This window comes from Streptomyces sp. G45, from assembly GCF_049542095.1.
Lineage (GTDB): Bacteria > Actinomycetota > Actinomycetes > Streptomycetales > Streptomycetaceae > Streptomyces.
The window spans coordinates 572,694-592,515 of record NZ_JBMUZU010000001.1; the positions used below are offsets into that span (position 1 = coordinate 572,694).

Here is a 19,822-nt window from a genome sequence, read left to right on the forward strand (position 1 = left end):
AGGTCCCCCTTTACCAGAAGTCGGGCAGGCTGTAGCGGTAGGTGTTGGTCATGTGCCAGTAGTGGTTGCCGTCGACCCAGACGGCCACGCCCTTGAGGAAGCGCAGCACGCGCGGGTCGGGGCAGGACGCGGCCAGCTCTGCGGCCGCCTCCTCGAACTCGTGCATGAGGTCGTTGTGGACCTCGACCGCCTTCAGGTAGCCCTCCCGCTCGGAGACGTCCTCGCGTTCGGCGATCACCACGGGCAGGTTCAGGTGCTTGCCGGGGCTGGCCAGTTCCTTGGTGTACGAGTACAGGTCGTTGACGATGGTGGTGGCGTTCCCGGCGAGCGCGATGACCCGTTGCATCGCGGGCTGTGCGTGCAGGTCCGCCGGGAGTTCGTAGCCGCCGACGGTGTCGGTGATGGTGGGGCAGGGGCGGAAGTTGTTGAACTGCCGCATCGCCAGGTACTCCCACACCTGCGGCGTGTACTGCGTCTCGGCCCAGGCCGCCTCCGCGAGGTACCCCATGTGCAGGCGCGCCATGTCGTGCCGGAACCGGTCGGCCTGGGACGCCGTGGCGAGCTGCGTGAAGTACGCCATGGCCGAGCGGTAGGCGCGCCGGGGGGCGTCGGACTCCAGGGACTCGGCCCAGTCCGGCGCGTACTCCCCCGTGGTGTGCAGCGGGTCGAGCGCGGTGTGCGCGAGCAGCAGCCTGCCGCCGAGGCCCACCGGTGAGCCGCCGTGGTCCTCGCAGTAGCAGTCGTCGACGGCGTTCTCGGCGACCATGAGCCGGGTGGCGGCCATCAGGTGGTCGACGGTGGGCGCGTCCGGGTGGCAGGCGACCATGTACCGGCCGACGGAGAAGCCGTCGAACTGGTCCTCCCACTCCGGCGGGTACGCCTCGACCTCGTCCACCGCCCAGCGCTTGATCCGGCGGCTGACCTCCTCGACCCGCAGCGGGTCGGGCTCCGGCACCGGGTGGTAGTAGAGCCCGGGGACCGGGCGGCCCTCGGCGGGCGCGGGCGGCTCGGGCGGCTCCGGTTCGGGCGCCGCGAGCGCCGCGGGCGGCTCCGGGCGCGGCAGCAGGCTCAGTCCGGACGTGCCGAGTCCGCTGGGGCCGCGCAGGACGCGGGCGAAGGCGGGGTTGACCTCGGGTTCGGCCACCCCGGTGCCTCCGGCGGCCTGGGCGGCGGGCAGGCCCGGCGGCGCCATCGACGGGAGGGGCGGCGGTGGGGTCGAGGGCAGGGGCGACGGCGGGGTCGCTGGCGTGAGGGTGGGCCCGGGATCGGGCATCTGTGACTCCTAGGTGCGGTGGGTGGGCTGCCCCGGGGCCCGCGAGGGGCCGGGCGCGCTCGGCGGGGCGCCGGGCGCGGGGGCAGGTGCGCCACGGCTTACTCGGGCCAGTGACCGATCTGTACGTTCTCCAGGACGCCCAGCGCGTCGGGCACGAGGATGGCGGCGGAGTAGTAGGCCGTCACCAGGTAGGACATGACGGCCTGTTCGTTGATGCCCATGAAGCGCACCGAGAGGCCCGGCTCGTGCTCGTCCGGCAGTCCGGTCTGCCGCAGGCCGATGACGCCCTGGTTGTCCTCGCCGGTGCGCATGGCGAGGATCGCGCTCGTGTTCTGCCGGGTGATGGGGATCTTGTTGCAGGGCAGGATGGGGACTCCGCGCCAGGCCGGGACCAGTTGCCCGCCGAGGTCGACGTGGTCGGGGTAGACGCCGTGGGCGTTCAGCTCGCGTCCGATCGCCGCGATGGTGCGGGGGTGGGCGAGGAAGAGCTTGGTGCCGCGGCGGCGGCAGAGCAGCGCGTCCATGTCGTCCGGGGTCGGCGGGCCCGAGTGGGGCTGGATCCGCTGCTTGAGGGCGGCGTTGTGCAGCAGGCCGAAGTCGCGGTTGTTGATCAGCTCGTACTCCTGGCGCTCGCGCAGCGCCTCGATGGTGAGCCTGAGCTGTTCCTCGGTCTGGTTCATCGGCCCGTTGTAGAGGTCCGCCACCCGGGTGTGGACCCGCAGGACGGTCTGGGCGATGGAGAGTTCGTACTCGCGCGGGCGCAGTTCGTAGTCGACGAACGTGCCGGGCAGCTGCGGCTCGCCCGTGTGCCCGGCCGCGAGGGCGATCTCGGCCTCGCCGTGACGGTTCTGCCGACGCCCGGATCGCTCGGTGAACTCGTCGATGTGGGCGCGCAGTTGGGGCGAGGCCTCCAGGACGGCGGCGAAGTCGGCGCGGGAGAGGGTCACCAGCGTTCCGGACGTCTCCGCGGTGGCCGTGCTGTCCCAGGTGGCGTCCGCGTCGAGGAGGGCGTACTCGCCGAAGCGGTCGCCGTCGCCGAGCACGGCGAGCTGGATCTCCTCGCCGTACTTGCCCTCGGAGGTCTGGGCGATCCGGCCGTGCGCGATGAGGTGGATCTGCTCGGCGGGGGCGCCGCGCTCGACGAGCACCTCGCCCGGCCGGAAGTCACGCTGCACGCACCGGCCCGCGATCTCGGTCAGCACGTCGAGCTGGTCGAACCCGCGCAGCAGGGCGAGTTCGCCGAGTTCCTGGGGGATGACGCGCACGTCCGCCCCCTCCTGCACGAACTCGATGCGGCCGTCACCGACGGTGCAGGTCAGTCGGCGGTTCACCCGGTAGGTGCCGCCCTTGGTCTCCACCCACGGGAGCATCCGCAGCAGCCAGCGGGAGGTGATCTCCTGCATCTGCGGGGCGGTCTTGGTGGTGGTGGCGAGGTTGCGGGCACCGGCCGTGCTCAGGCTGGTCTGCCGCTGCTCCGCCGGTTGCGCCTCCGGTTCGGCGTCAACGCTCATCGGGCACGCTCTCCTTCACAAAAGCACTGGGACCGTACGCGCATACCTGTGCAAACAGAGAAGTACAGGGGCGTAGAGGTCACTAGAGGTAAGTAGAGGTACGTAGAGGTGAGTTCAGAGAAGTACGGAGAAGTACGGAGAAGTACGGAGAAGTAGAGGTCGAAGCAGGGACTTATATCGGTGAATCGATGAATCTGTGAATCGGTGAATCCGTTCAGAACTCAGGGAACTGTAACGGCGGACAGACCCCCGTCACCCCTGGATCCGGGCGGCATTCCTTCGATGCGGTGACCTTGTGGCGTGACGTGTTTGCCGCGGTGATCGCCGGTATTCGGCCATTCCGGCGCGTGCCGTGGCCGGGTTCCGGAGGCTGCCGCGGGCCGTCGCTGCTCCGGGGCAGCCCGAAGGCCCCCTCACTGGCGGCAGTGAGGGGGCCTTGAGGTGTGCGCCGGGGGCGCTTCAGTGCGTCGAGGGCGCTTTGGTGCGCCGGGACGGGCTCGCCGCAGCTTGCGAACGGATCGGGCCATCGGGTGGCCCGGCGGGCCGGTGCGGTGCACGGTCCAGCGGAGTGCCAGGGGAACATCCGCGCGACCGGCCTGGCGCCAGCCCCGCCGCGCAACGGCGGTCAGCGCGGGGTCAGTTGTCGAAGGCCGTGGCGCGGGACGTCTTCTCCCACGTCGTGAGTTCGGTGCGCACGGCGTCGAGGTGGGCGGTCAGGGCGTCGACGGCGTCGCCGCCCAGCGGCAGGCGCAGCGGGGTGGTCTCCGCGTCGAGGGCGGCGAGCACCGCCGCCGCGGCCTTCGCCGGGTCGCCGGGCTGGTCGCCGTCGCCCGCCTCCACCATGCGGCGGGTGGCGCCGACCGTGGCCTCGTAGTCCTCGGCCTCGATGCGGCCGCTGGCGCTGGCGTTGCCGAAGAGGCCGGTGCGGAAGGCGCCCGGCTCCACCACGAGCACCTTGATGCCCAGCGGGCGCACCTCGTCCGCCAGCGCCTCCGACAGGCCCTCCAGGGCGAACTTGGTGGCGCTGTACGCCGAGAACCCGGCGAACGACAACTGCCCGCCCACGCTGCTCAGTTGCACGATCGCCCCGGACCGGCGCGCCCGCATGTGCGGCAGGACCGCCCTGATCAGCTCCGCCGGGCCGAAGAAGTGCACGTCGAACAGGCCGCGCAGTTCGGCGTCGGTGGTCTCCTCGGTGGCGCCGACGTGGGTGCGGCCCGCGTTGTTGACCAGGACGTCGATGCGTCCGTGCCGGGCGACCACGTCCTCGACCACGGCCCGCCCCGCCGCCAGGTCGGTGACGTCCAGGGCCGCGGCCTCGACCTGGTCCGGGTGCGCGGCGACCAGGTCGGCGAGCGCCTCGGGGCGGCGCGCGGTGGCCACCACGACATCGCCCGCGGCGACCGCGGCCTCGGTGAACGCCCGGCCGAAGCCGCTGTTCGCCCCGGTGATCAGCCACACCTTGTGCATGCCAACTCCTAGTGTTCCGCCATGGTTGCGCCCTCGGTAGGCGACTCTCGAAGGCGACTCTGCCGCCGGGGGCACTGCCCCGTCCAAGATCTTCCGTGATAGCCATGGGTTATGGATGTCCACGGCAGAGATCTGCGGTACTTCCTCGCGGTGGCTGAGGAGTTGCACTTCACGCGGGCGGCGGAGCGGCTGTTCGTCTCGCAGCCCGCCCTGAGCAAGCAGGTGCGTCTGCTGGAGAAGGCGGTAGGTACGCCGCTGTTCGTACGGGACCGGCGTTCCGTACGGCTCACGCGCGCGGGGGAGGCGCTGGTCCCGCACGCCCGGCGCGTCCTGGAGGCGTGGGCCGAGGGGCGGGCCGCGCTGGCGCAGGTCAGGGCCGCGGAGGAGTCCCGGCTCGTGGTGGGCATGAGCACCAGCCCGGGGCGCGGCGGCCTGCTGCCCGCGATCCGCTCGCGCTTCACCGAGGCCTTCCCCGCCGTGGAGCTGATACTGCGTCAAGTCGGTTGGGAGGACGCGTCGGCGGGCCTCGCGGACGGGGGCAGTGACGTGGCGTTCGTGTGGCTTCCGCTGCCCGAGCAGCACCGCTACGGCCATCTGGTGGTGGCCGAGGAGTCCCGGCACGTCGCCCTTCCGCAGCGCCATCCGCTCGCCGCGCGGGAGGCGGTGGCGATGGCCGACCTGCTCGACGAGCCGTTCCTCGCCCTGCCGGAGTCCGCGGGGCCGCTGCGCGACTACTGGCTCGCCCCGGAGGCCCGCGCGGGCCGTCCCGTCCGGATCGGCGCCACCGTCCACCATCCCGACGAGACGTACGAGGGGCTGGTCGACGGCCGCGGCGTGTGCCTGCTCGCCGCGGGCAACGCCCCGCTGCTCACCCGTGGCGACGTCGTCACCCGCCCCGTCCTCGGCCTGTCCCCCGCGCGCCTCGCCCTGGCCTGGCGCGCGGACGACACCCGTCCGCCGGTGCGGGGCTACGCGCGGGCGGCGGCTCAGGTCACCGCGCACGCCCGGGGCCGTTCGGATCCCAGCGCCGAGTGACCCCTCTCCGGTACGTTGCCGGTCATGTCCATACCGCCGCAGCAGCCGCCGAACCCGTACCAGAACAATCCCTACGCCCAGCCGCCGCAGGGCGCGCCCGCCCAGCCCCCGCAGGCGGCGCCGCCCCCCGGCCCCTACGCGTACGCCCAGCCCCCTGGCGCCGGGCAGCCACCGGCTCCGCTGGGGCCGCCCGGTGCGCCGTCGGCGCAGAAGAAGCCGACGCCCGGGTGGCTGTGGGCGGTGGGCGGGGCGGTGGTGGCCTCCGCGGTGTGGGCGGGGGCGCTGTTCGCCACCGGCACGCTCGGGGGCGACAGCTCCGAGGCGGACCTCGCCGGTTACCGCTTCCAGCGGAACCTGTGCGACGCCGTGACCATCAAGGCCTTCCTGGAGCGCTACGAGTCCCGGAGCACCGGCGAGCCCAACACCCACTACGCCTCGCGGCAGCAGGGCCTGGACTCCGGGAACTGCTCCTGGAGCCTGAAGGAGAAGAGCAGCACCACGACCGACTACACCAGCGTCTTCGTGAACGGCACCGCGCAGTGGCACGAGGAGTCCGACCCCACGGGCGAGTTCGCCGCCCAGTACAAGGGATACGAGGACCGCTCGGACGACTCGTACAGCTACCGGACCAAGCCGGTCGACGGCATCGGTGACGAGGCGTACCTCGTGACCGAGAAGCGGGGCATCAGCGGTCCCAAGCAGCTGTCCAGCATGACGCTGGGCGTGCGGGACGGCTGGTTCACCTTCGAGCTGCGGTGGAGCTGGTACGGCGGCACCACGTCCAGCGCCGCGAAGCCGCCGACGGAGCAGGAGGCGCAGGACATGCTCACGTCGGACACCCGGGACGCCCTGGCAGAGCTGAAGAAGTCCTGACGGTGGTGGCGGCGCCGTCAGCCGCGCACGCGACAGGCGCGGGACGAGGCTCGGGAGGCACGGGCGCGGCGGCCGGGGTGACGGGCGAGTGCGTGGCGGGCCACCTTGGCGAGCAGCGCCGGGCGGAAGAGCAGCGACGGCGGCGCCGCCATGTTCAGGACGTGCACGAACCGCGCCCAGACGCCCGCGTCGTGCACGGCGAGCGCGAAGACGTGCTCGTTGTACCAGTGCGCGAAGCGGGCGGACAGCGGGCGCCTACCGGCGGCCCACATGAGGTCGGCGCTGGTGGCCATCGTCCAGGGGACCTTGATGAGGCGGGCGGCGGCGCGCTGGTAGGCGCGGCTGAGTCCGTCGAGGCCGCGCCCCTCGGCGCGGTGGCGCCGCAGCAGGCCGCCGAGTTCCGCGGCTTGGAGAGCGGCCACCGTGAGGCCCTGCCCGTACACCGGGTTGAAGACGCACACCGCGTCGCCGACCGCGATCAGCCGCTCGGGCCAGCGGGGGTTCTCGTGGTGCAGGCGCCACTCGTTGCCCGGGCTGGTGTAGCGGTGGATCTCGCTGTCGCGCGTGCCGCGTGCGATCTCCTCGGCCACGCGCGGGTTGCCGAGCGTGCGGGCGAAGGCGAGGTACGCCTCCTCGTCGGTGGACGGGACGTGCGTGTCGACGCCGAACAGTGAGCACATCCAGCGCCCGCCCTCCACGCTCAGCACCACTCCGCCGCGCGGCACGCCCGGCGCGAACACCATCTGGTACGCGAGGTCGAAGTCCCGTTGTTCGTCTCGCGGCGGGCGGATGTAGCTCGCGGACGCGTACGTGATCCTCGCCTTGACCACGGATCTGGCGGACACCGGCAGGCCCGCGTCACCGAGCCAGCGGTCGACGGCGGTGGCGCGGCCCGAGGCGTCCACGACCAGGTCGGCCGTGACCTCGACGGGTGCGCCCGCGCCGTCGGTGCGGTAGCGCACCCGGTCCAGGCGGCCCGGGGCGCTCGCCGTCACCGTCTCGCAGCGGGTGGCCGCGAGCAGCCGCACCGGCGCGAGGGCCGCCACGCGCCGCCGGAGCCGTCGCTCCAACTCGTCCCGCGTGAACGTCTGGACGGCCACGCCGACCGGGGCGCGGGGCGCGTAGCCGGTCGGCAGCAGGAAGCTCATCCGCTCGCCGTAGTCGAAGACGGGCGCGCCCAGCGCGGCGAGTTCGGCCCGCAGCCCCGGAAAGAGGTACTCAAGCACCTCGCCGCCCCGGGCGAGCAGCACGTGCGCGTGGTGGCCCTGGGGGATGTGCGGGTGCACTCCGGTGTCCGCGTCCACCGGGTCGCGCTCCAGGACGAGGACCTCGCTGAAGTGGTCGGCGAGGACGCGTGCGGTGAGCAGCCCGGCGTACGCGCCGCCGATGACGACGGCCCGGCCCCAGCGGGCGCCGGACGGTGCACGGCTCGTGTCCTCGGCCATGGCCGGTCCTCACCTTCCTGAGCACTGCCCCCGGCCCTCACGCACGCCCTCATGGTCTCCGCCGGACGCCCGGGCCGCTCCGCCGTGTGCCATCATCCCGGGTCTGGGGGGCTGGTGCGGCCGGATCCGGCCTGCTTGGCGGTCGGGTGGCCAGCGTCGCCGGGACCGTCACCGGCGACATCGCCGGGAGCGCCGTCGGGTACGTCGTCGGGGCGTGCCGCTCGGCGCTCCTGTCGCCAGCGGTGCCACGCGAGCACGAAGCCGATCCCGGCGAGCAGCGCCGGAATGGCCAGTTCGACCGTGAGTGAGGCCAGCCAGTCGGGGTTCAACCGCTGTGTGTGGCCGCTGGTGTACTGGCATGTCGCCTGCGGCGGCAGGAGGCTGTACTCCCAAGTGCGCGGCCGTTCGCTCCCCCAGTCCGCTCCAGTGGAGCAGGCCGACGAGGGGCCCGCGAGCAGCTTCCACCCGGCCAGCGCGTAGCACAGGGCGAACGCGGAGCCGATCACGAAGAACACCGCTCCCGTGCGCCGCAGCTTCGCGCTCCGGGACATGGGCATCACCAGAGCGCTGCCGAGGGGCGGTTCGCAGCACTCCGCGAGCAGGGCCACGAGCAGGCAGCCGACCATCACCAGCAGTCCGGCCCAGAGCACGGCGCTCAGCACGCCCGAGCCGCCGACGGACGACACCGTTCCGCCCTCGAACTCACAGACCGTCGCCGGGGAAACGACTGGTTCCGCACGTCCAGCAGGCGGCCCGGCCCGCGCACCAGGCCGTGGTTGCACTGCTCGTCGAACTCCACCATGCCGAACAGGGCGATGCCCGAGCCGACGACCACGACGCCGAAGGCGATCGCCGTCGCGGCCCAGAGGCCGTCCGTGCGGTAGGCGCCATGCGTACGTATGTGTGACATCCGGGCACCCTAGCCTTCCGGGGTCAGCGACTTGCCCTGGCTCCCCTTTTCCCTGGCCTCCCTTTCCCCTCGTCTGCGCTGGCCCTTCCGGGGAATCCGCCGGGCCCACGGACTCGGTCGGCGTCGCTGTTCGCCTCCGCTGCACGCTTTGCCCTTTCTTGACCAGCGCAGCGGCACCGATCCCCGCCCGGCCCCCTCTATCAGGGTGCGACGCCGCCCCTCCCCCCGGGCGCGGCGTCGCGTCATGCGCGGGGCCTGTTCCCCCGGGACAGCGGGGCCCGACACCCAGCGGCTGGACATCCCCTCGCGCTCACCACTCCCGGGGAGCGATCAGTTCCTCCGCGTCCGCGTCCGCGAACCCGTACGCCGTCGCGATGAACCAGAAGTCCTCGGCGATCTCCTCGCGGGCCACGGTGTCGATCTCGCTCCCGGCCGCCGCGAACTCGGCCTCCAGCAGGTTGAACTCCTCCGTCGCCGCATGGCTGAGCGCGTAGAGACCCGCCAGGTCCTTCGGCCGCTCGGCCTCCATCCGCTCGCACAGGCGCAGCAGGACCGCCCGGCCCTTGTCCACGACGTGATCGGGGAAGTACGAACTCGCGTACAGCAGCCGCAGAAACGCGTGCTCCGCCACCTGGGGATTCGTGATCGACATGGCTCTTCCCTCTCTCCACGCGCCCGCTCGGCGCACGCTGCCGTACACGCGCACACGCGCCGTACGCCTCTCACGTGCCGATCATGCACCGCACCACTGACAATGCCCCGGCGCCGCCCACAGCAGAAGCCGTCCAGGGGCCGCTGTTAGCCTGACCTCCATGATCAGGCGGGGGGCAGGGCGACGAGCGCGCGACGGGGAGGACTCCGGGGCACAACGGGCCCTGATCGCCGCGAGCTTCGTCAACCGGGTGGGCAACGGGCTCTTCAACACCGCTGCCGTCCTCTACTTCACGCTCGTGGTGCACCTGCCCGCCACGCAGGTGGGCGTGGGCCTCACCGTCGCCGGTCTCTGCGGCCTGGCGTCCGGTATCCCGGCGGGGAACCTCGCCGACCGGTGCGGACCGCGCGTGATCTGGCTGGTGACCCTCGCCCTCCAGGCCGCCGCGATGGCGGCCTTCGTCGTCATCGACAGCTGGCTCGCGTTCACGCTCGTCGCCACCCTGGACCGGCTGGCCGCCACGGCGAGCGGCGCCGCGGGCGGCGCGGTCGTCGCCAGGGTCGGCGGTGAACACCCGGCCGCGTTCCGGGCCAGGTTGCGTACGTTCGTCAACCTCGGCGTCGTCGTGGGCACGCTGGGCGCGGCGTTCGCCCTCCAGATCGACACCCGCGCCGCCTACACCGGGCTGATCCTCGCCAACGCCGCCAGCTTCGTCTGCGCCGGACTGATCGTGTTCCTGGGCGTTCCGGACTACCGGCCCCTGCCCCGGCCCGAGGAGCACCGGCAGTGGTCCGTCCTGGCCGACCGGCCGTATGTGTCCTTCGTGGCGATCTACAGCGCCATGGGCCTGCAGTACCAGACCGTCTCCTTGCTGCTGCCGATCTGGCTCACCGCGCACACCGACGCTCCGCGCTGGACCGTGGCGGCGGTCTACGCGATCAACAGCGGTGTCTGCGTGCTGCTGCAGAGCAGGATCGGCTCCCGGGTGGAGACCCCGCGGCAGGGCGGCCGCGCCTTCCGCGTCGCGGGGCTGCTGTTCCTCGTCAGCTGCCCGTTGATGGCGCTGACCGCCGATGTTCCCGCCTGGGTCGCGCCGGTGCTCGCCGTCCTCGCCGTGTGCGTCCACAGCGTCGGGGAGGTGTGGGAGTCCTCCGGCGGCTACGCGCTCGGCTTCGGTCTCGCGCCCGCCCACGCGCAGGGGCAGTACCAGGGCCTCTTCGGCATCGGCTTCGACGCGGGCCAGGCCCTCGCCCCCGTGGTCCTGACCGGGGCGGTTCTCGCCCTCGGGCACACGGGGTGGCTGCTCCTCGGCGTGTTCTTCGCGGGCCTGGGCGCGGCGGGACCGCCGCTGGCTTCCTGGGCCGAGCGCACCCGCCCCGGGAAGCCGGGCACCGGGGTCCGCCCACCGCGCCGCCAGGGTGAGTGCCCGGCGCTGGAGGCCGACTAGCCCTTGGGGCGTTTCTTGTTCTCCCTGCGTTCCTTGGCCGCCGCCCGGCGCAGTTCCTCCTGCTCCCACAGCTCCTTCAACTCAAGGGTGCGCTCGTCGAGTTCGAGCGGCTCGTTCTCGTCCTTCCACAGGCCCTGTTCCTTGAGCTGGCGGGTGTGGACCTCCACGGGCGGTTCCGGGTCGAAGTCGGAGGGGCGCGGGCCCTCGGGGCCGTCGGGGCCGATGCGGATCAGCCGTTCCACGCGGGTGACGCGGAAGCGGAGGCCGTCGACGCTCAGCCCGTTCCCCCGCTTCTCGTCCAGCACATCGGCCGCCCGCGCGTACTCGGCGCGCTTGTCGTCCGGGAGTTGCAGGGTGAACGGCGCCATGACCCGCAGCCAACTCGCCAGGCCGTCGCGGGCGCCCTGCGGTGTGGCGCTCGCCGACCCGGGGTTGTGCGCCTTCCAGCGTCCGTCCTCCCGTACGGAGATCATGAAGACCGCTGGCAGCAGGACGCCGCCCGGATAGCGCTCCATGGCGCGCACCGCGTCGTCCCGCATTTCCGGGGGCGCGTCGGGCGTGGTGCCGACGAACTGCACGAGGTCGAGCTTCAGCAGACTGTCGGAGAGGCCAGCGCTGACGTACGGGTCGACGAGGAAGCCCTTGGTGCGGGAGCGCTGCCGGTGGGACTCGCCGACCTCCGCCGGGTCGGGGTCGGACGGCCGTGGCGGCTCCGGGCCGCTGCGCCCCATGCGGATGAACTGCGAGGCCCGCACGATCCGGTAGCGCTCGCCGCAGACGCGGATCTCGTCGACCACCTCGCGGTCCATGCGCAGCGCCGCCGCCATCCAGGCCTTCTGCTCCTCCTCCGCTCCCGCGGTCTCGGCCGCCTTGGCCCGCCTGCGGAACTGCGACCCCATCGAGTCCCTCGCGCCCTGCGGGGTGCCATCACCGAACTCGGAGAGCTCCCAGCCACCCGCCTCGTGCTCTCTCGCGTAGAAGAACTCCGGCAGCCCCACGCCCATGATCTGGGGATATCGCTCACGCGCCTGCCACGCCTCCTGTTCGGCGAAGGCGGCGATCGGCCCTTCCTGGGGAGCCACCCGGAAGGTGAGATAGCTGGGCACCCGGTCCTGGTAATCGGTCACCTACTGAGTGTTGCCGAAGGTGCGGGGTGCTCGCTGGGAAACCGCCAGACCAGCCGGAAGACTTCTGCCGCAGACCCTCCTCAGTCCGTCGTCAGGCCGTCCTCAGGCTGCCCTCAGGCCGTCGCTGAGCCCGCCGTCGGGCCGCCCGGGTGGCCCTGCGCGTGGAACTCCCGCCAGAAGGCGCCCAGGTTGGCGGTGTCCTCCCTGATCAGGTCGGCCAGCTGCTGGATGAAGCGCGACTCGGCCTCTATGAGGGCGAGTTCGTACTCGTGCTCTATGACGAAGACGCGGTCCACTCCCTTGGCGGGGGCCTCGTCGAGGCGGGCGCGGATCTCGCGGGAACGCTCCGTCAGCGCCGCCCCGCGCCGCGTGAGCAGGTCCGGCACCTCGTCCGGCGGCACGACGACGACCAGCGACAGCGCGGCCTGGAACCGGGGGTACTCCTTGACCGGTGTGGCGAGGAGGTCCCGGATGCGCGCGGCGAGTTCGGCCCTGCCCTCGTCGGTCAGGGCGTATGGGGTGCGCTCGGGGCGGCGGCCCTCGCGGGTTGTGTCGAGCTGCGTGACATAGCCGTCGCGGTGCAGTTGCTCCACGACCATGTAGAGCGAGCTGCTGCGGTACTTGATGCTCTGCTGGAGGTTCCGCTCCTTCAGCAGCCTGCCTATCTCGTAGGGGTGCATCGGCCGCTGGGCCAGGAAGGCCAGCACGGCGAGCGCGAGCGGGTTGCCCACCTTGCGGCGCTCCTGGTCCATGGTCCCGGTCCTCCCCGTTCACGATGCCTTGGCGGCGCTTGGTCGTGGCCAGGCCCTCCCGGCGGACGCCTGCGAGGTCCGATTCAATCACCGCGGGCGGCCCCGGGCACCGGCGAGTCCCTGCCCGGGGCCGGTGGGGGTCATCCCTCGGGCAGGGTCAGGCCGAACCGGGTGGCCCGGACCTCCACGTCGACGGTGAGCAGGACGTTGCCGTCCAGGTCGATGCCCTTGCCCACGCCGCGCGAGACCAGGGTGTCCCCGGTCAGCGTCGCGTCGTGCAGGGCCCTGACCTCTCCTTGGTAGGTGTGCGGCAGTCCGTGGATGTCCACGGGCAGGACCTGCCAGAGCCCGAACCGGACGCGCCGGGCGCCCCGGCCCTCCCATCGCCCCACGGCCACGTGGATGCCGTCCGTGAAGGCGGTGAACATGCCTCCCGGGTGGAAGGCCAGCAGCGTCTGCTCGACCTCCCCGTCGGAGCGGCTGACGGTGCCGCGCCAGGTGCCGAGGACCGGGTGCGTGAACAGGTGGTGGGAGGCAGGGGCGGGGCCCTGGGCGGTCACGGGGCCGGGGTCAGAGGCGGGGGCGGAGGCGGGGGCGGAGGCGGGGGCCTCGTGGGGCTCGGCTGCGGCGGCCTTGGGCCCCCAGGCGCCAGTGACGCCCACGGCGGCGAGCCCGGCCGCGGTGGCCGTGGCCCTGCCGAGTATTCCTCGGCGGTCGGGGTGCTGGTGCATGGGGTTCTCTCCCTCGGGGTCGGGCCGACGCGATGAGGCCGGGTGCCGGGGTCGGCTCTCGGGGTTGGGGCCAGAGTTGGGGTCAGAGGTCTGGCGGGCGGGGGAACAAGGACGGGGGGCGGGCGGGAGCGTCAGGCGTCGAGCACGATGTGGTCGCCTTTGGCGCGGGACACGCACGGGTAGATGACGTCGGTCCGGTCCCGTTCGTCGGCCTGGAGGACGTGGTCGCGGTGGTCGGGGACGCCGTCGAGGACGCGGGTCGCGCAGCTCCCGCAGATGCCGTCGGCGCAGGAGTGGTCGACGGTGGGGTCGACGTCCTGGATGGCGCTGAGCAGGCTTCGGCCCGGGGGTACCCGGACGATGCGTCCGCTGCGGGCGAGTTCGGCTTCGAAGGGCCGGTCCGTGGCGTCGTCAGCGCGCCCGGGTGCGGTGAAGCGCTCGACGCGGAGCGTGCCGTGCGGGCAGGCGCCGGGCATGGCCGCCGCCACCGCGTCGATGAGCCCCTGCGGCCCGCAGCAGTACACCGCGACCCCCGGGGGCGCGGCCCTCAGGAGGGCGGTCAGGTCCGGGCGGGGCTCGGCGTCCGACGGGAGCAGCGTGACGCGGTTGCCGTACTGACTGGTGAGGGCGTCGGTGAAGGCCATCCGGGACAGGGAACGCCCGCGGTACACAAGACTCCAGTCGGCGCCGTCGGCGTCCAGCGCGCGCAGCATCGGCAGGAAGGGGACGATGCCGATGCCACCGGCGATGAAGAGGTGGGCGGGCGCGTCCGCGAGGGGGAAGTGCTGCCGGGGTCCGCGCACCGTCAAGCGCGCTCCGATGGTGAGGCGGTGGACCTCGGCCGAGCCACCGCGTCCGCGCTCCTCGCGCAGGACGGCGATCCGGTAGGCGTCCGGGTCGCCCGGATCCCCGTACAGCGAGTACTGGCGCACCCTCCCCGAGGGCAGCACCACGTCGAGGTGCGCGCCCGGCTCCCACGGGGGAAGTCTCCGCCCCTGGTCCGGTCGCAGGGTCAGCGCCACGACGCCGTCCGCGACGTGGCGTGCGTCGGAGACGGTGACCGGCAGATCGCCGGGTCGCGCGCCTTGCCGCGCCGCCAGGTGGCGACGGCCGCGCCTGGTCGTGCCGCCCGGCTTGTAGAGCGACAGCAGGACGGCGGCGACCAGTTGGAGGAAGGCGAAGCCGAAGCCCGCGGCCACCAGGGCCGGGTCGGCGCCGAGGCTTGCGGTGGAGCCGCCGGTGTCGGCCAGGTGCTCGGCCCGCTGTGCGGCGGTCTCCAGGGTGTCGTGCAGCCAGCCGAAGGCCAGGAACAGGATCAGCAGCGAGAGCGTGAGCTTGGCGGCGACCCAGCGGTGGCGCAGCACGCCCCACGGGGAGGTGAGGGCGACGCCGAGCCCCGACAGGGTCGTGGTGAAGTTCAGCCAGCCCAGTAAGGTCACGTCGAAGGTCTCCATCAGGCCGTACGCACCCGCGACGTACTCGATGTCGTCACTGGTCAGTGCCGTGACGCCGATGGCCGACATCATCAGCGCGACGCCGGTCCAGCAGGACGCGGCGACTATGTGCGCCGCGACCAGGGCCTTGCGCGGGCGGCCCGTCAGGTGCCCCGCCAGTGAGGCGAGCACCGGCGCCGCCGCGTACAGACCGGCCAGCGCGGGCAGGTCGCCGACGACGAACGCCTGCACGACCGTCAGTACGAGCAGCAGCCAGCCCAGAGACAGCACGGGCCGCCTGGGCGGGCGCGGGTGGAAGGCCAGGAGCAGGGCGAGCCCGACGGAGACCAGCGCCACCGCGATCCACACCGGCAGCCGCGCCGCCGGGAACCGGAGCGCGCCCTCCACCAACGGCGGTAACAGGCCCACCACGAGCGCGAAGACGGCGTAGCAGCACAGCGTGATCCGCGGGGCCCTGCCAGCCGACGGCCGCCGTGGCGCTCGCGACCGCCGGAACCTCGCAGCCACCGGCTGCACCGCGCGGCTCCCCGCCCGGCCCTCCCCCTTCGACCGGCCCAACCGGCCCGCTCGGCGCGACTGGCCCATCGGGCCTGCCTGTTCCACCTGGCTTCTCTGATCCAACTGCCCCATCTGGTCCATGCGATCGGTGCGATCGGTGCGATCGGCGTGATCGATGCCATTGGTGCGATCCATCCAGATTCCCCTCAGCACGCCCATAGTCAGCCTCGATGAATAGTCGACTTCGATTAGTCGACATCGACTATCTCCAGCGTGAGGACTCCAACTCCCGGCGAGCCATAGGGGTTTCCCCGGACTCGACCCCGACGTTCCCCTGACCAATCCCTGAGCGGCCCCTGAGTCAGCGGCGCCCTGGCGACAGCAGACACCCCCGCGTACGGTCCTGCTATGCCTGCCTCACACGACACCGCGAGCCCCGACACGACCAGCGAGCGCAACGCCACCGTGGTCCGCCGCTACCTGCGCGTCTTCGAGACCCGGGACCTCGACGAGCTGGCCGAGCTGGTGGACGAGGACGTGCTGGTGCACGGGGCCGGGCAGCACGTGCGGGGGCGGCGGTATCCCGAAGGGGCCGTGATGACACCGGGGTTGTCGCACTGCCGGGTGCGTGTGGACGACCTCTTCGCCGCCGGTGACCGCGTCACCGCGGCCTTCACGCTCACCTACCGGCACGACCGCACCGGGCGCGATCTCACCATGACGGGCGTCAAGTCCTACCGTCTCCGCGAGGGGCGAATCGTCGAGTTCTGGGGTGAGACGGACCTGTACGGGACCTTGCGGCAGGCCGGGCTCGTGCCCGAGGAGGTCCCGCCGTTCTGAGCCGCGGTCAGGCGTGAGCGCGGGCCGGACCCGCGGGCGTGTGGATGTACGGGCGTGCGGGTGTACGAGCGCACGGGCGTGTGCGCTACTTCCAGCCGTACGCGTACGCCGCGACCCACGTCACGTCGAGTTGGGCGCTGCTCCCAGGGGCCGCGCCCGCGCCTTCCAGGGCGCTCTCGTTCTGCATCACCCAGGACAGGGGCCGGTTCGGCACGTCGCGCGTGTCGTGGCCGATCTGGCGGCCGTCCACGAAGAACCGCACGCTGCCCGGGGTCCACTCCGTGGACACCGTGTGCCATTCGGTCCAGTCGTGGTGCCCGGGGTAGTAGCCCTGCTCGCCGCCTCCGCACGGGTGGTGGAAGGCCGTGAGCTGGCCCGTCCACTCCCCTTCGGGGTGGTCCATCTCGCAGCCGCCGCCGTAGTGCAGCCACGCCGACTTGTAGCCGGGCGCCAGCTTGGTCACCCTGATGCGGGCGCTGTACTTGCCGTACTTCATCTGCATCACCGCGCGCGGCACCACCGCCGCCGCGTGCACGGGACCGCCGTCGGCGGGCCGCCACATGCGGATGCGCATCCGGCCGTCGCCGTTCTCCGCAGGGCCGACGCTGAGGGTGTCCTCCGGGTGGTAGACGCCGGTCACCGAACGGCCGCGGTCGTTGGCGGTGTCGCGCCAACCCGTGGGGTAGGCCCACCAGTTGTCGCGGTACTCGCCGCGCAGGCCGCCGCAGTACGCGGCGGACGTGTCGGTGTGGTGGTCGCAGTCGCTGAACGACCCCAGTGGCACCCGGTCGCCGTCGAAGTCCTCGGCCAGTACCTGCCAGAACGGCCCGCAGTCGCCGCGCGGCAGCTCGGCGCCGCCGGTGCGGCACGCGTCCGCCGACCGCGGCGCCCCGTCGGCACCGGGGATGAACAGCAGCGCGGCGAGGAGCGCCCCGCTCAGGGCGAGGTAGGCCACCGGGCCGCGCCGGTGCGGTGCCGCGTGTGAACCCATGGGGTGCCCTCCCGGTGCGGCGGGGCGTTCATGTGGTGTGCCATGGACGGGAGCATCCTCGTGGTGCGGCGGGCGTTCCGCCAGCCTTCCGGCGTGACTCCTTCGGGGTCCTTCAGGGACCGGTTCGGGCCACGACGCGACTCCGTGGACGCCCACACGGCTCCGTGGACGCCCACACGGCTCCGTGGACGCCCACACGGCTCTCCGTGGACGCACCGCCCCCTCCCGGGCTCTCCGCGGCCGCCCACACGGCCCCCATAGCCGCCCGCACGCCTCTCCGTAGCGCTCCCCCGACTCCGTAGAGCCAGCCGACTGACTCCGCAGAGCCAGCCGTACGACTCCGCAGAGCCAGCCGCACGGCTCCGTAGTGCCCGCATGACACCGAAGCGCCCGCCCTTCCAGTTTTCCCGAACCCGCGCTGGGGTGCCTGGCCCATGGCCCTGCCACGGGTCACCGCGGAGGCTGGAGTCCATGAGCACTTCCCAGCCCACGCGGCCGCGCGTCGCCGCCCTGACCGCCCTGGCCACCGCCGTGGCCGTCGTCCTCCCCGCGGGTGCGGTCGCCGCCGCGCCCGCGCGCCCGGCCGAGCCCGCTCCCGTCACCCGGAGCCAGCTCCAGCACGAGGCCGAACGGATCCTCAGGGACGCCGGGTACGTCGGCATCTCCGTACAGGTACGCGACGGACGGCGTCGGCTGCACGCCGCCGCCGGGACGGCGGACCTCGCCACCGGGCGCCCGGTGCGCCACGCCGCCCCGTTCCGCGCGGCGAGCCTCACCAAAGCGTTCGTGGCCACCGTCGTCCTCCAACTGGCCGCGGAGAAGAGGCTGTCGCTCGACGACACCGTGGAGCGGTGGCTGCCCGGCGTCGTGACCGGCAACGGCAACGACGGGTCACGCGTCACCGTGCGCCATCTGCTCCAGCACACCAGCGGCATCCACGACTACGCCCCCGCCGAGGACACCGGCTCCAGTGCCGAGGCCTTCGAGCGCACCCGCTTCGACCACCACGACCCGGCCGAGCTGGTCGCCGGGGCCATGCGGCACAGGCCCGACTTCCCGCCCGCCGACCCCAACGACCCCGCGCCCGACTGGAACTACTCCAACCCGGGCTACGCGGTCCTCGGAATGATCATCGAGAGGGTCACCGGGGCGCCCTGGGACCGGCAGGTCCGTGACCGCCTCGCCCGCCCGCTGGGTCTGGAGCACACCTACGCGCCAGGCGACGACCCCCGCATGCCGCGCGGGTCCGCGCACACCTACCACCGGTTCCCGGGCTCAGGGCCCTGGGTGGACACCACCGTGCGGAACATGTCCTGGGCGGGGCCCGCGGGCGCCCTGGTCACCGACGAGAAGGACGTCGACCGGTTCCTCAGCGCACTGCACGGCGGACGGCTGCTGCCCGCCGCCCAGTTGGACCAGATGCGCCGCACCGTGCCCGCGAGCGCGGAGTTCCAGGAGGACTTCCCTGGGCTGCACTACGGCCTCGGGGCGATGCGGCAGCCGCTCAGTTGCGGCGGCTACCGCTGGGGACACGGCGGCGACCTGGAAGGACAGACCGTCAGGACGGCCGTCAGCCAGGACGGCCGACGCTCGGTCGTCCTCAACGCGACCGGCAGGAAGGGCGATCCCGCCTGGTTCGCCCGCGCGGAGAAGGTGCTCCAGGGCCTGCTGGACCACGCGATGTGCGCCCCTGTCCGGTGACGCCGCACCGCCGGTCGGCCCGGCGGCCAACGCGTCGCGCGCGCCCCGGCCCCACCCCGCCGCAGCCGCGCCCCGCCCCGGCGGCACACGGGCCCCGCACAGCCGGGCCCCTTCCCCGCACCTATCCTGAACAGGTGATCGAACTGCCGCTCTCCGCCCTAGAGGTCTCCATCGTCCAGGACGGCGCCACGCCCGCCGACGCGCTGCGCAACTGCGCTGGCGTGTCAGCCGGGTTGAGCCGTCTCGGCTACCACCGGCTGTGGTTCGCCGAGCACCACCACTCCCCCGCCATCGGCGCGTTCCCGCCCGTCCTCATGGCGGCGCACACGGCCGCGACGACGCCCGGCATCCGGGTCGGCTCGGGTGGCGTCCTCGCGCCCAACCACGCGCCGATCACCGTCGCCGAGCAGTTCGCCACGCTCGCCGCCCTGCACCCGGGCCGGGTGGACCTCGGCATCGGGCGCGGCCCCGGCACCTTCCACGAGCCCACGGCCCGCGCCCTGCGCCGCGGCGCGGACCCCGCGACGGACGAGGAGTACGGGCGGGACGTCGCCGCCACCCTCGACTTCCTGGTCGACGTCGCCCTGGGCGAGCTGCCCGAGCCCTGGCTGCTCGCGTCCAGCGACGCGGGCGCCGAGCTGGCCGCGAGCCTCGGCCTGCCGGTCGCCTTCGCCCACCACATCCGGCCCGCCAACACCCTGGAGGCTCTCGGCCGTTACCGCGACGCGTTCCGGCCGTCGCGCTGGTGCGAGCGCCCGCGGGTGCTGGTGTGCGTCGAGACGGTGTGCGCGGACACCGAGGAGCAGGCCGCCGAACTCGCCCGGCCCATGGACGTCATCAAGGCGGACCTGCTGGCCGGGCGCAGCGAGCGGCCGTTCCCCACGCCCGCCGCCGCGGCGGCCCACGCGTTCAGCGCGCGGGAGCAGGAGGCCGTGGCCGCGTTCGTGACCGAGCAGGCCCGCGGCACCGCCGCGACGGTCGGCGCCGCCCTGGCGAAGATCGCCGACGCCACGGGCGCCGACGAGCTGATGCTCGTCACGCCCGTCTTCGACCCGGCCGCCCGGCTGCGGTCCTTCGAACTCGTCCGCGGCTCCGCCGCCGTACAGGCATAG

At 73.0% G+C, this 19,822-nt stretch carries 18 protein-coding genes; 6 read left to right on the forward strand and 12 right to left on the reverse strand.

Translation table 11 applies throughout. The features are described 5' to 3' along the window. Positions 1-10: 10 nt before the first annotated feature. From ACOBQU_RS02455 to ACOBQU_RS02465, 3 genes are all read right to left on the reverse strand, one after another. A complete protein-coding gene (locus ACOBQU_RS02455; protein ID WP_423624167.1) occupies positions 11-1,273 on the reverse strand; it encodes a family 2 encapsulin nanocompartment cargo protein terpene cyclase in 1,263 nt (420 codons plus the stop codon). 98 nt (positions 1,274-1,371) lie between these two features. Beyond that, positions 1,372-2,784: a family 2B encapsulin nanocompartment shell protein gene (locus ACOBQU_RS02460; protein ID WP_423624168.1), complete on the reverse strand. Its 1,413-nt coding sequence runs from the start codon at positions 2,782-2,784 to the stop codon at positions 1,372-1,374. A gap of 636 nt (positions 2,785-3,420) precedes the next feature. Then, positions 3,421-4,254: an oxidoreductase gene (locus ACOBQU_RS02465; RefSeq protein WP_423624170.1), complete on the reverse strand. Its 834-nt coding sequence runs from the start codon at positions 4,252-4,254 to the stop codon at positions 3,421-3,423. A gap of 111 nt (positions 4,255-4,365) precedes the next feature. On the opposite strand from ACOBQU_RS02465, the gene ACOBQU_RS02470 reads away from it, so the two are divergent. Then, complete coding sequence (locus ACOBQU_RS02470; protein WP_423624171.1) at positions 4,366-5,289, forward strand: LysR substrate-binding domain-containing protein; 924 nt, start codon at positions 4,366-4,368, stop codon at positions 5,287-5,289. Positions 5,290-5,313: 24 nt separating this feature from the next. Further along, positions 5,314-6,162: a hypothetical protein gene (locus tag ACOBQU_RS02475; RefSeq protein WP_423624173.1), complete on the forward strand. Its 849-nt coding sequence runs from the start codon at positions 5,314-5,316 to the stop codon at positions 6,160-6,162. Positions 6,163-6,179: 17 nt separating this feature from the next. Here ACOBQU_RS02475 and ACOBQU_RS02480 read toward each other — a convergent pair whose 3' ends face one another. From ACOBQU_RS02480 to ACOBQU_RS02495, 4 genes are all read right to left on the reverse strand, one after another. After that, positions 6,180-7,607 (reverse strand): FAD-dependent oxidoreductase, encoded by a 1,428-nt coding sequence (locus tag ACOBQU_RS02480; RefSeq protein WP_423624175.1) that lies wholly within the window; start codon positions 7,605-7,607, stop codon positions 6,180-6,182. 92 nt (positions 7,608-7,699) lie between these two features. Then, entirely contained in the window at positions 7,700-8,293 is a 594-nt protein-coding gene (locus tag ACOBQU_RS02485; protein ID WP_423624176.1) for a hypothetical protein, read from the reverse strand. Beyond that, positions 8,263-8,517, reverse strand: coding sequence for a hypothetical protein (locus tag ACOBQU_RS02490; RefSeq protein WP_423624178.1), 255 nt, complete (start codon positions 8,515-8,517; stop codon positions 8,263-8,265). Before ACOBQU_RS02490 ends, ACOBQU_RS02485 begins: the two co-directional genes overlap by 31 nt. A gap of 310 nt (positions 8,518-8,827) precedes the next feature. Then, complete coding sequence (locus tag ACOBQU_RS02495) at positions 8,828-9,169, reverse strand: DUF5713 family protein (protein WP_423624179.1); 342 nt, start codon at positions 9,167-9,169, stop codon at positions 8,828-8,830. A gap of 160 nt (positions 9,170-9,329) precedes the next feature. On the opposite strand from ACOBQU_RS02495, the gene ACOBQU_RS02500 reads away from it, so the two are divergent. Further along, positions 9,330-10,616, forward strand: a complete 1,287-nt coding sequence (locus ACOBQU_RS02500; RefSeq protein WP_423624181.1) for an MFS transporter — start codon at positions 9,330-9,332, stop codon at positions 10,614-10,616. Here ACOBQU_RS02500 and ACOBQU_RS02505 read toward each other — a convergent pair. The 4 genes from ACOBQU_RS02505 to ACOBQU_RS02520 all read right to left on the reverse strand — a co-directional run bounded on the left by ACOBQU_RS02505 (position 10,613) and on the right by ACOBQU_RS02520 (position 15,091). After that, a complete protein-coding gene (locus tag ACOBQU_RS02505; protein WP_423624183.1) occupies positions 10,613-11,743 on the reverse strand; it encodes a DUF5954 family protein in 1,131 nt (376 codons plus the stop codon). The two genes, ACOBQU_RS02500 and ACOBQU_RS02505, sit on opposite strands and share 4 nt — an antisense overlap. A gap of 113 nt (positions 11,744-11,856) precedes the next feature. Continuing rightward, positions 11,857-12,495, reverse strand: coding sequence for a PadR family transcriptional regulator (locus ACOBQU_RS02510; RefSeq protein WP_423624185.1), 639 nt, complete (start codon positions 12,493-12,495; stop codon positions 11,857-11,859). 140 nt (positions 12,496-12,635) lie between these two features. Continuing rightward, the gene (locus tag ACOBQU_RS02515; protein ID WP_423624186.1) at positions 12,636-13,226 is read right to left on the reverse strand and encodes a hypothetical protein; all 591 of its coding nucleotides are present in this window, start codon (positions 13,224-13,226) and stop codon (positions 12,636-12,638) included. A 131-nt stretch (positions 13,227-13,357) separates the two neighbouring features. Continuing rightward, on the reverse strand, positions 13,358-15,091 hold the full coding sequence (locus ACOBQU_RS02520) for a PDR/VanB family oxidoreductase (RefSeq protein ID WP_423624188.1): 1,734 nt from the start codon (positions 15,089-15,091) through the stop codon (positions 13,358-13,360). A 495-nt stretch (positions 15,092-15,586) separates the two neighbouring features. Here ACOBQU_RS02520 and ACOBQU_RS02525 point away from each other — a divergent pair, with 495 nt between their 5' ends. Beyond that, entirely contained in the window at positions 15,587-16,018 is a 432-nt protein-coding gene (locus ACOBQU_RS02525) for a nuclear transport factor 2 family protein (protein ID WP_423624190.1), read from the forward strand. Between the two features lie 85 nt (positions 16,019-16,103). On the opposite strand, the gene ACOBQU_RS02530 is transcribed toward ACOBQU_RS02525, so the two are convergent. After that, a complete protein-coding gene (locus ACOBQU_RS02530) occupies positions 16,104-17,009 on the reverse strand; it encodes a glycoside hydrolase family 16 protein (RefSeq protein WP_423624192.1) in 906 nt (301 codons plus the stop codon). A 471-nt stretch (positions 17,010-17,480) separates the two neighbouring features. On the opposite strand from ACOBQU_RS02530, the gene ACOBQU_RS02535 reads away from it, so the two are divergent. Both ACOBQU_RS02535 and ACOBQU_RS02540 read left to right on the forward strand, forming a co-directional pair. Further along, positions 17,481-18,710, forward strand: coding sequence for a serine hydrolase domain-containing protein (locus tag ACOBQU_RS02535; RefSeq protein ID WP_423624193.1), 1,230 nt, complete (start codon positions 17,481-17,483; stop codon positions 18,708-18,710). 134 nt (positions 18,711-18,844) lie between these two features. Further along, positions 18,845-19,822, forward strand: coding sequence for an MsnO8 family LLM class oxidoreductase (locus tag ACOBQU_RS02540; RefSeq protein ID WP_423624194.1), 978 nt, complete (start codon positions 18,845-18,847; stop codon positions 19,820-19,822).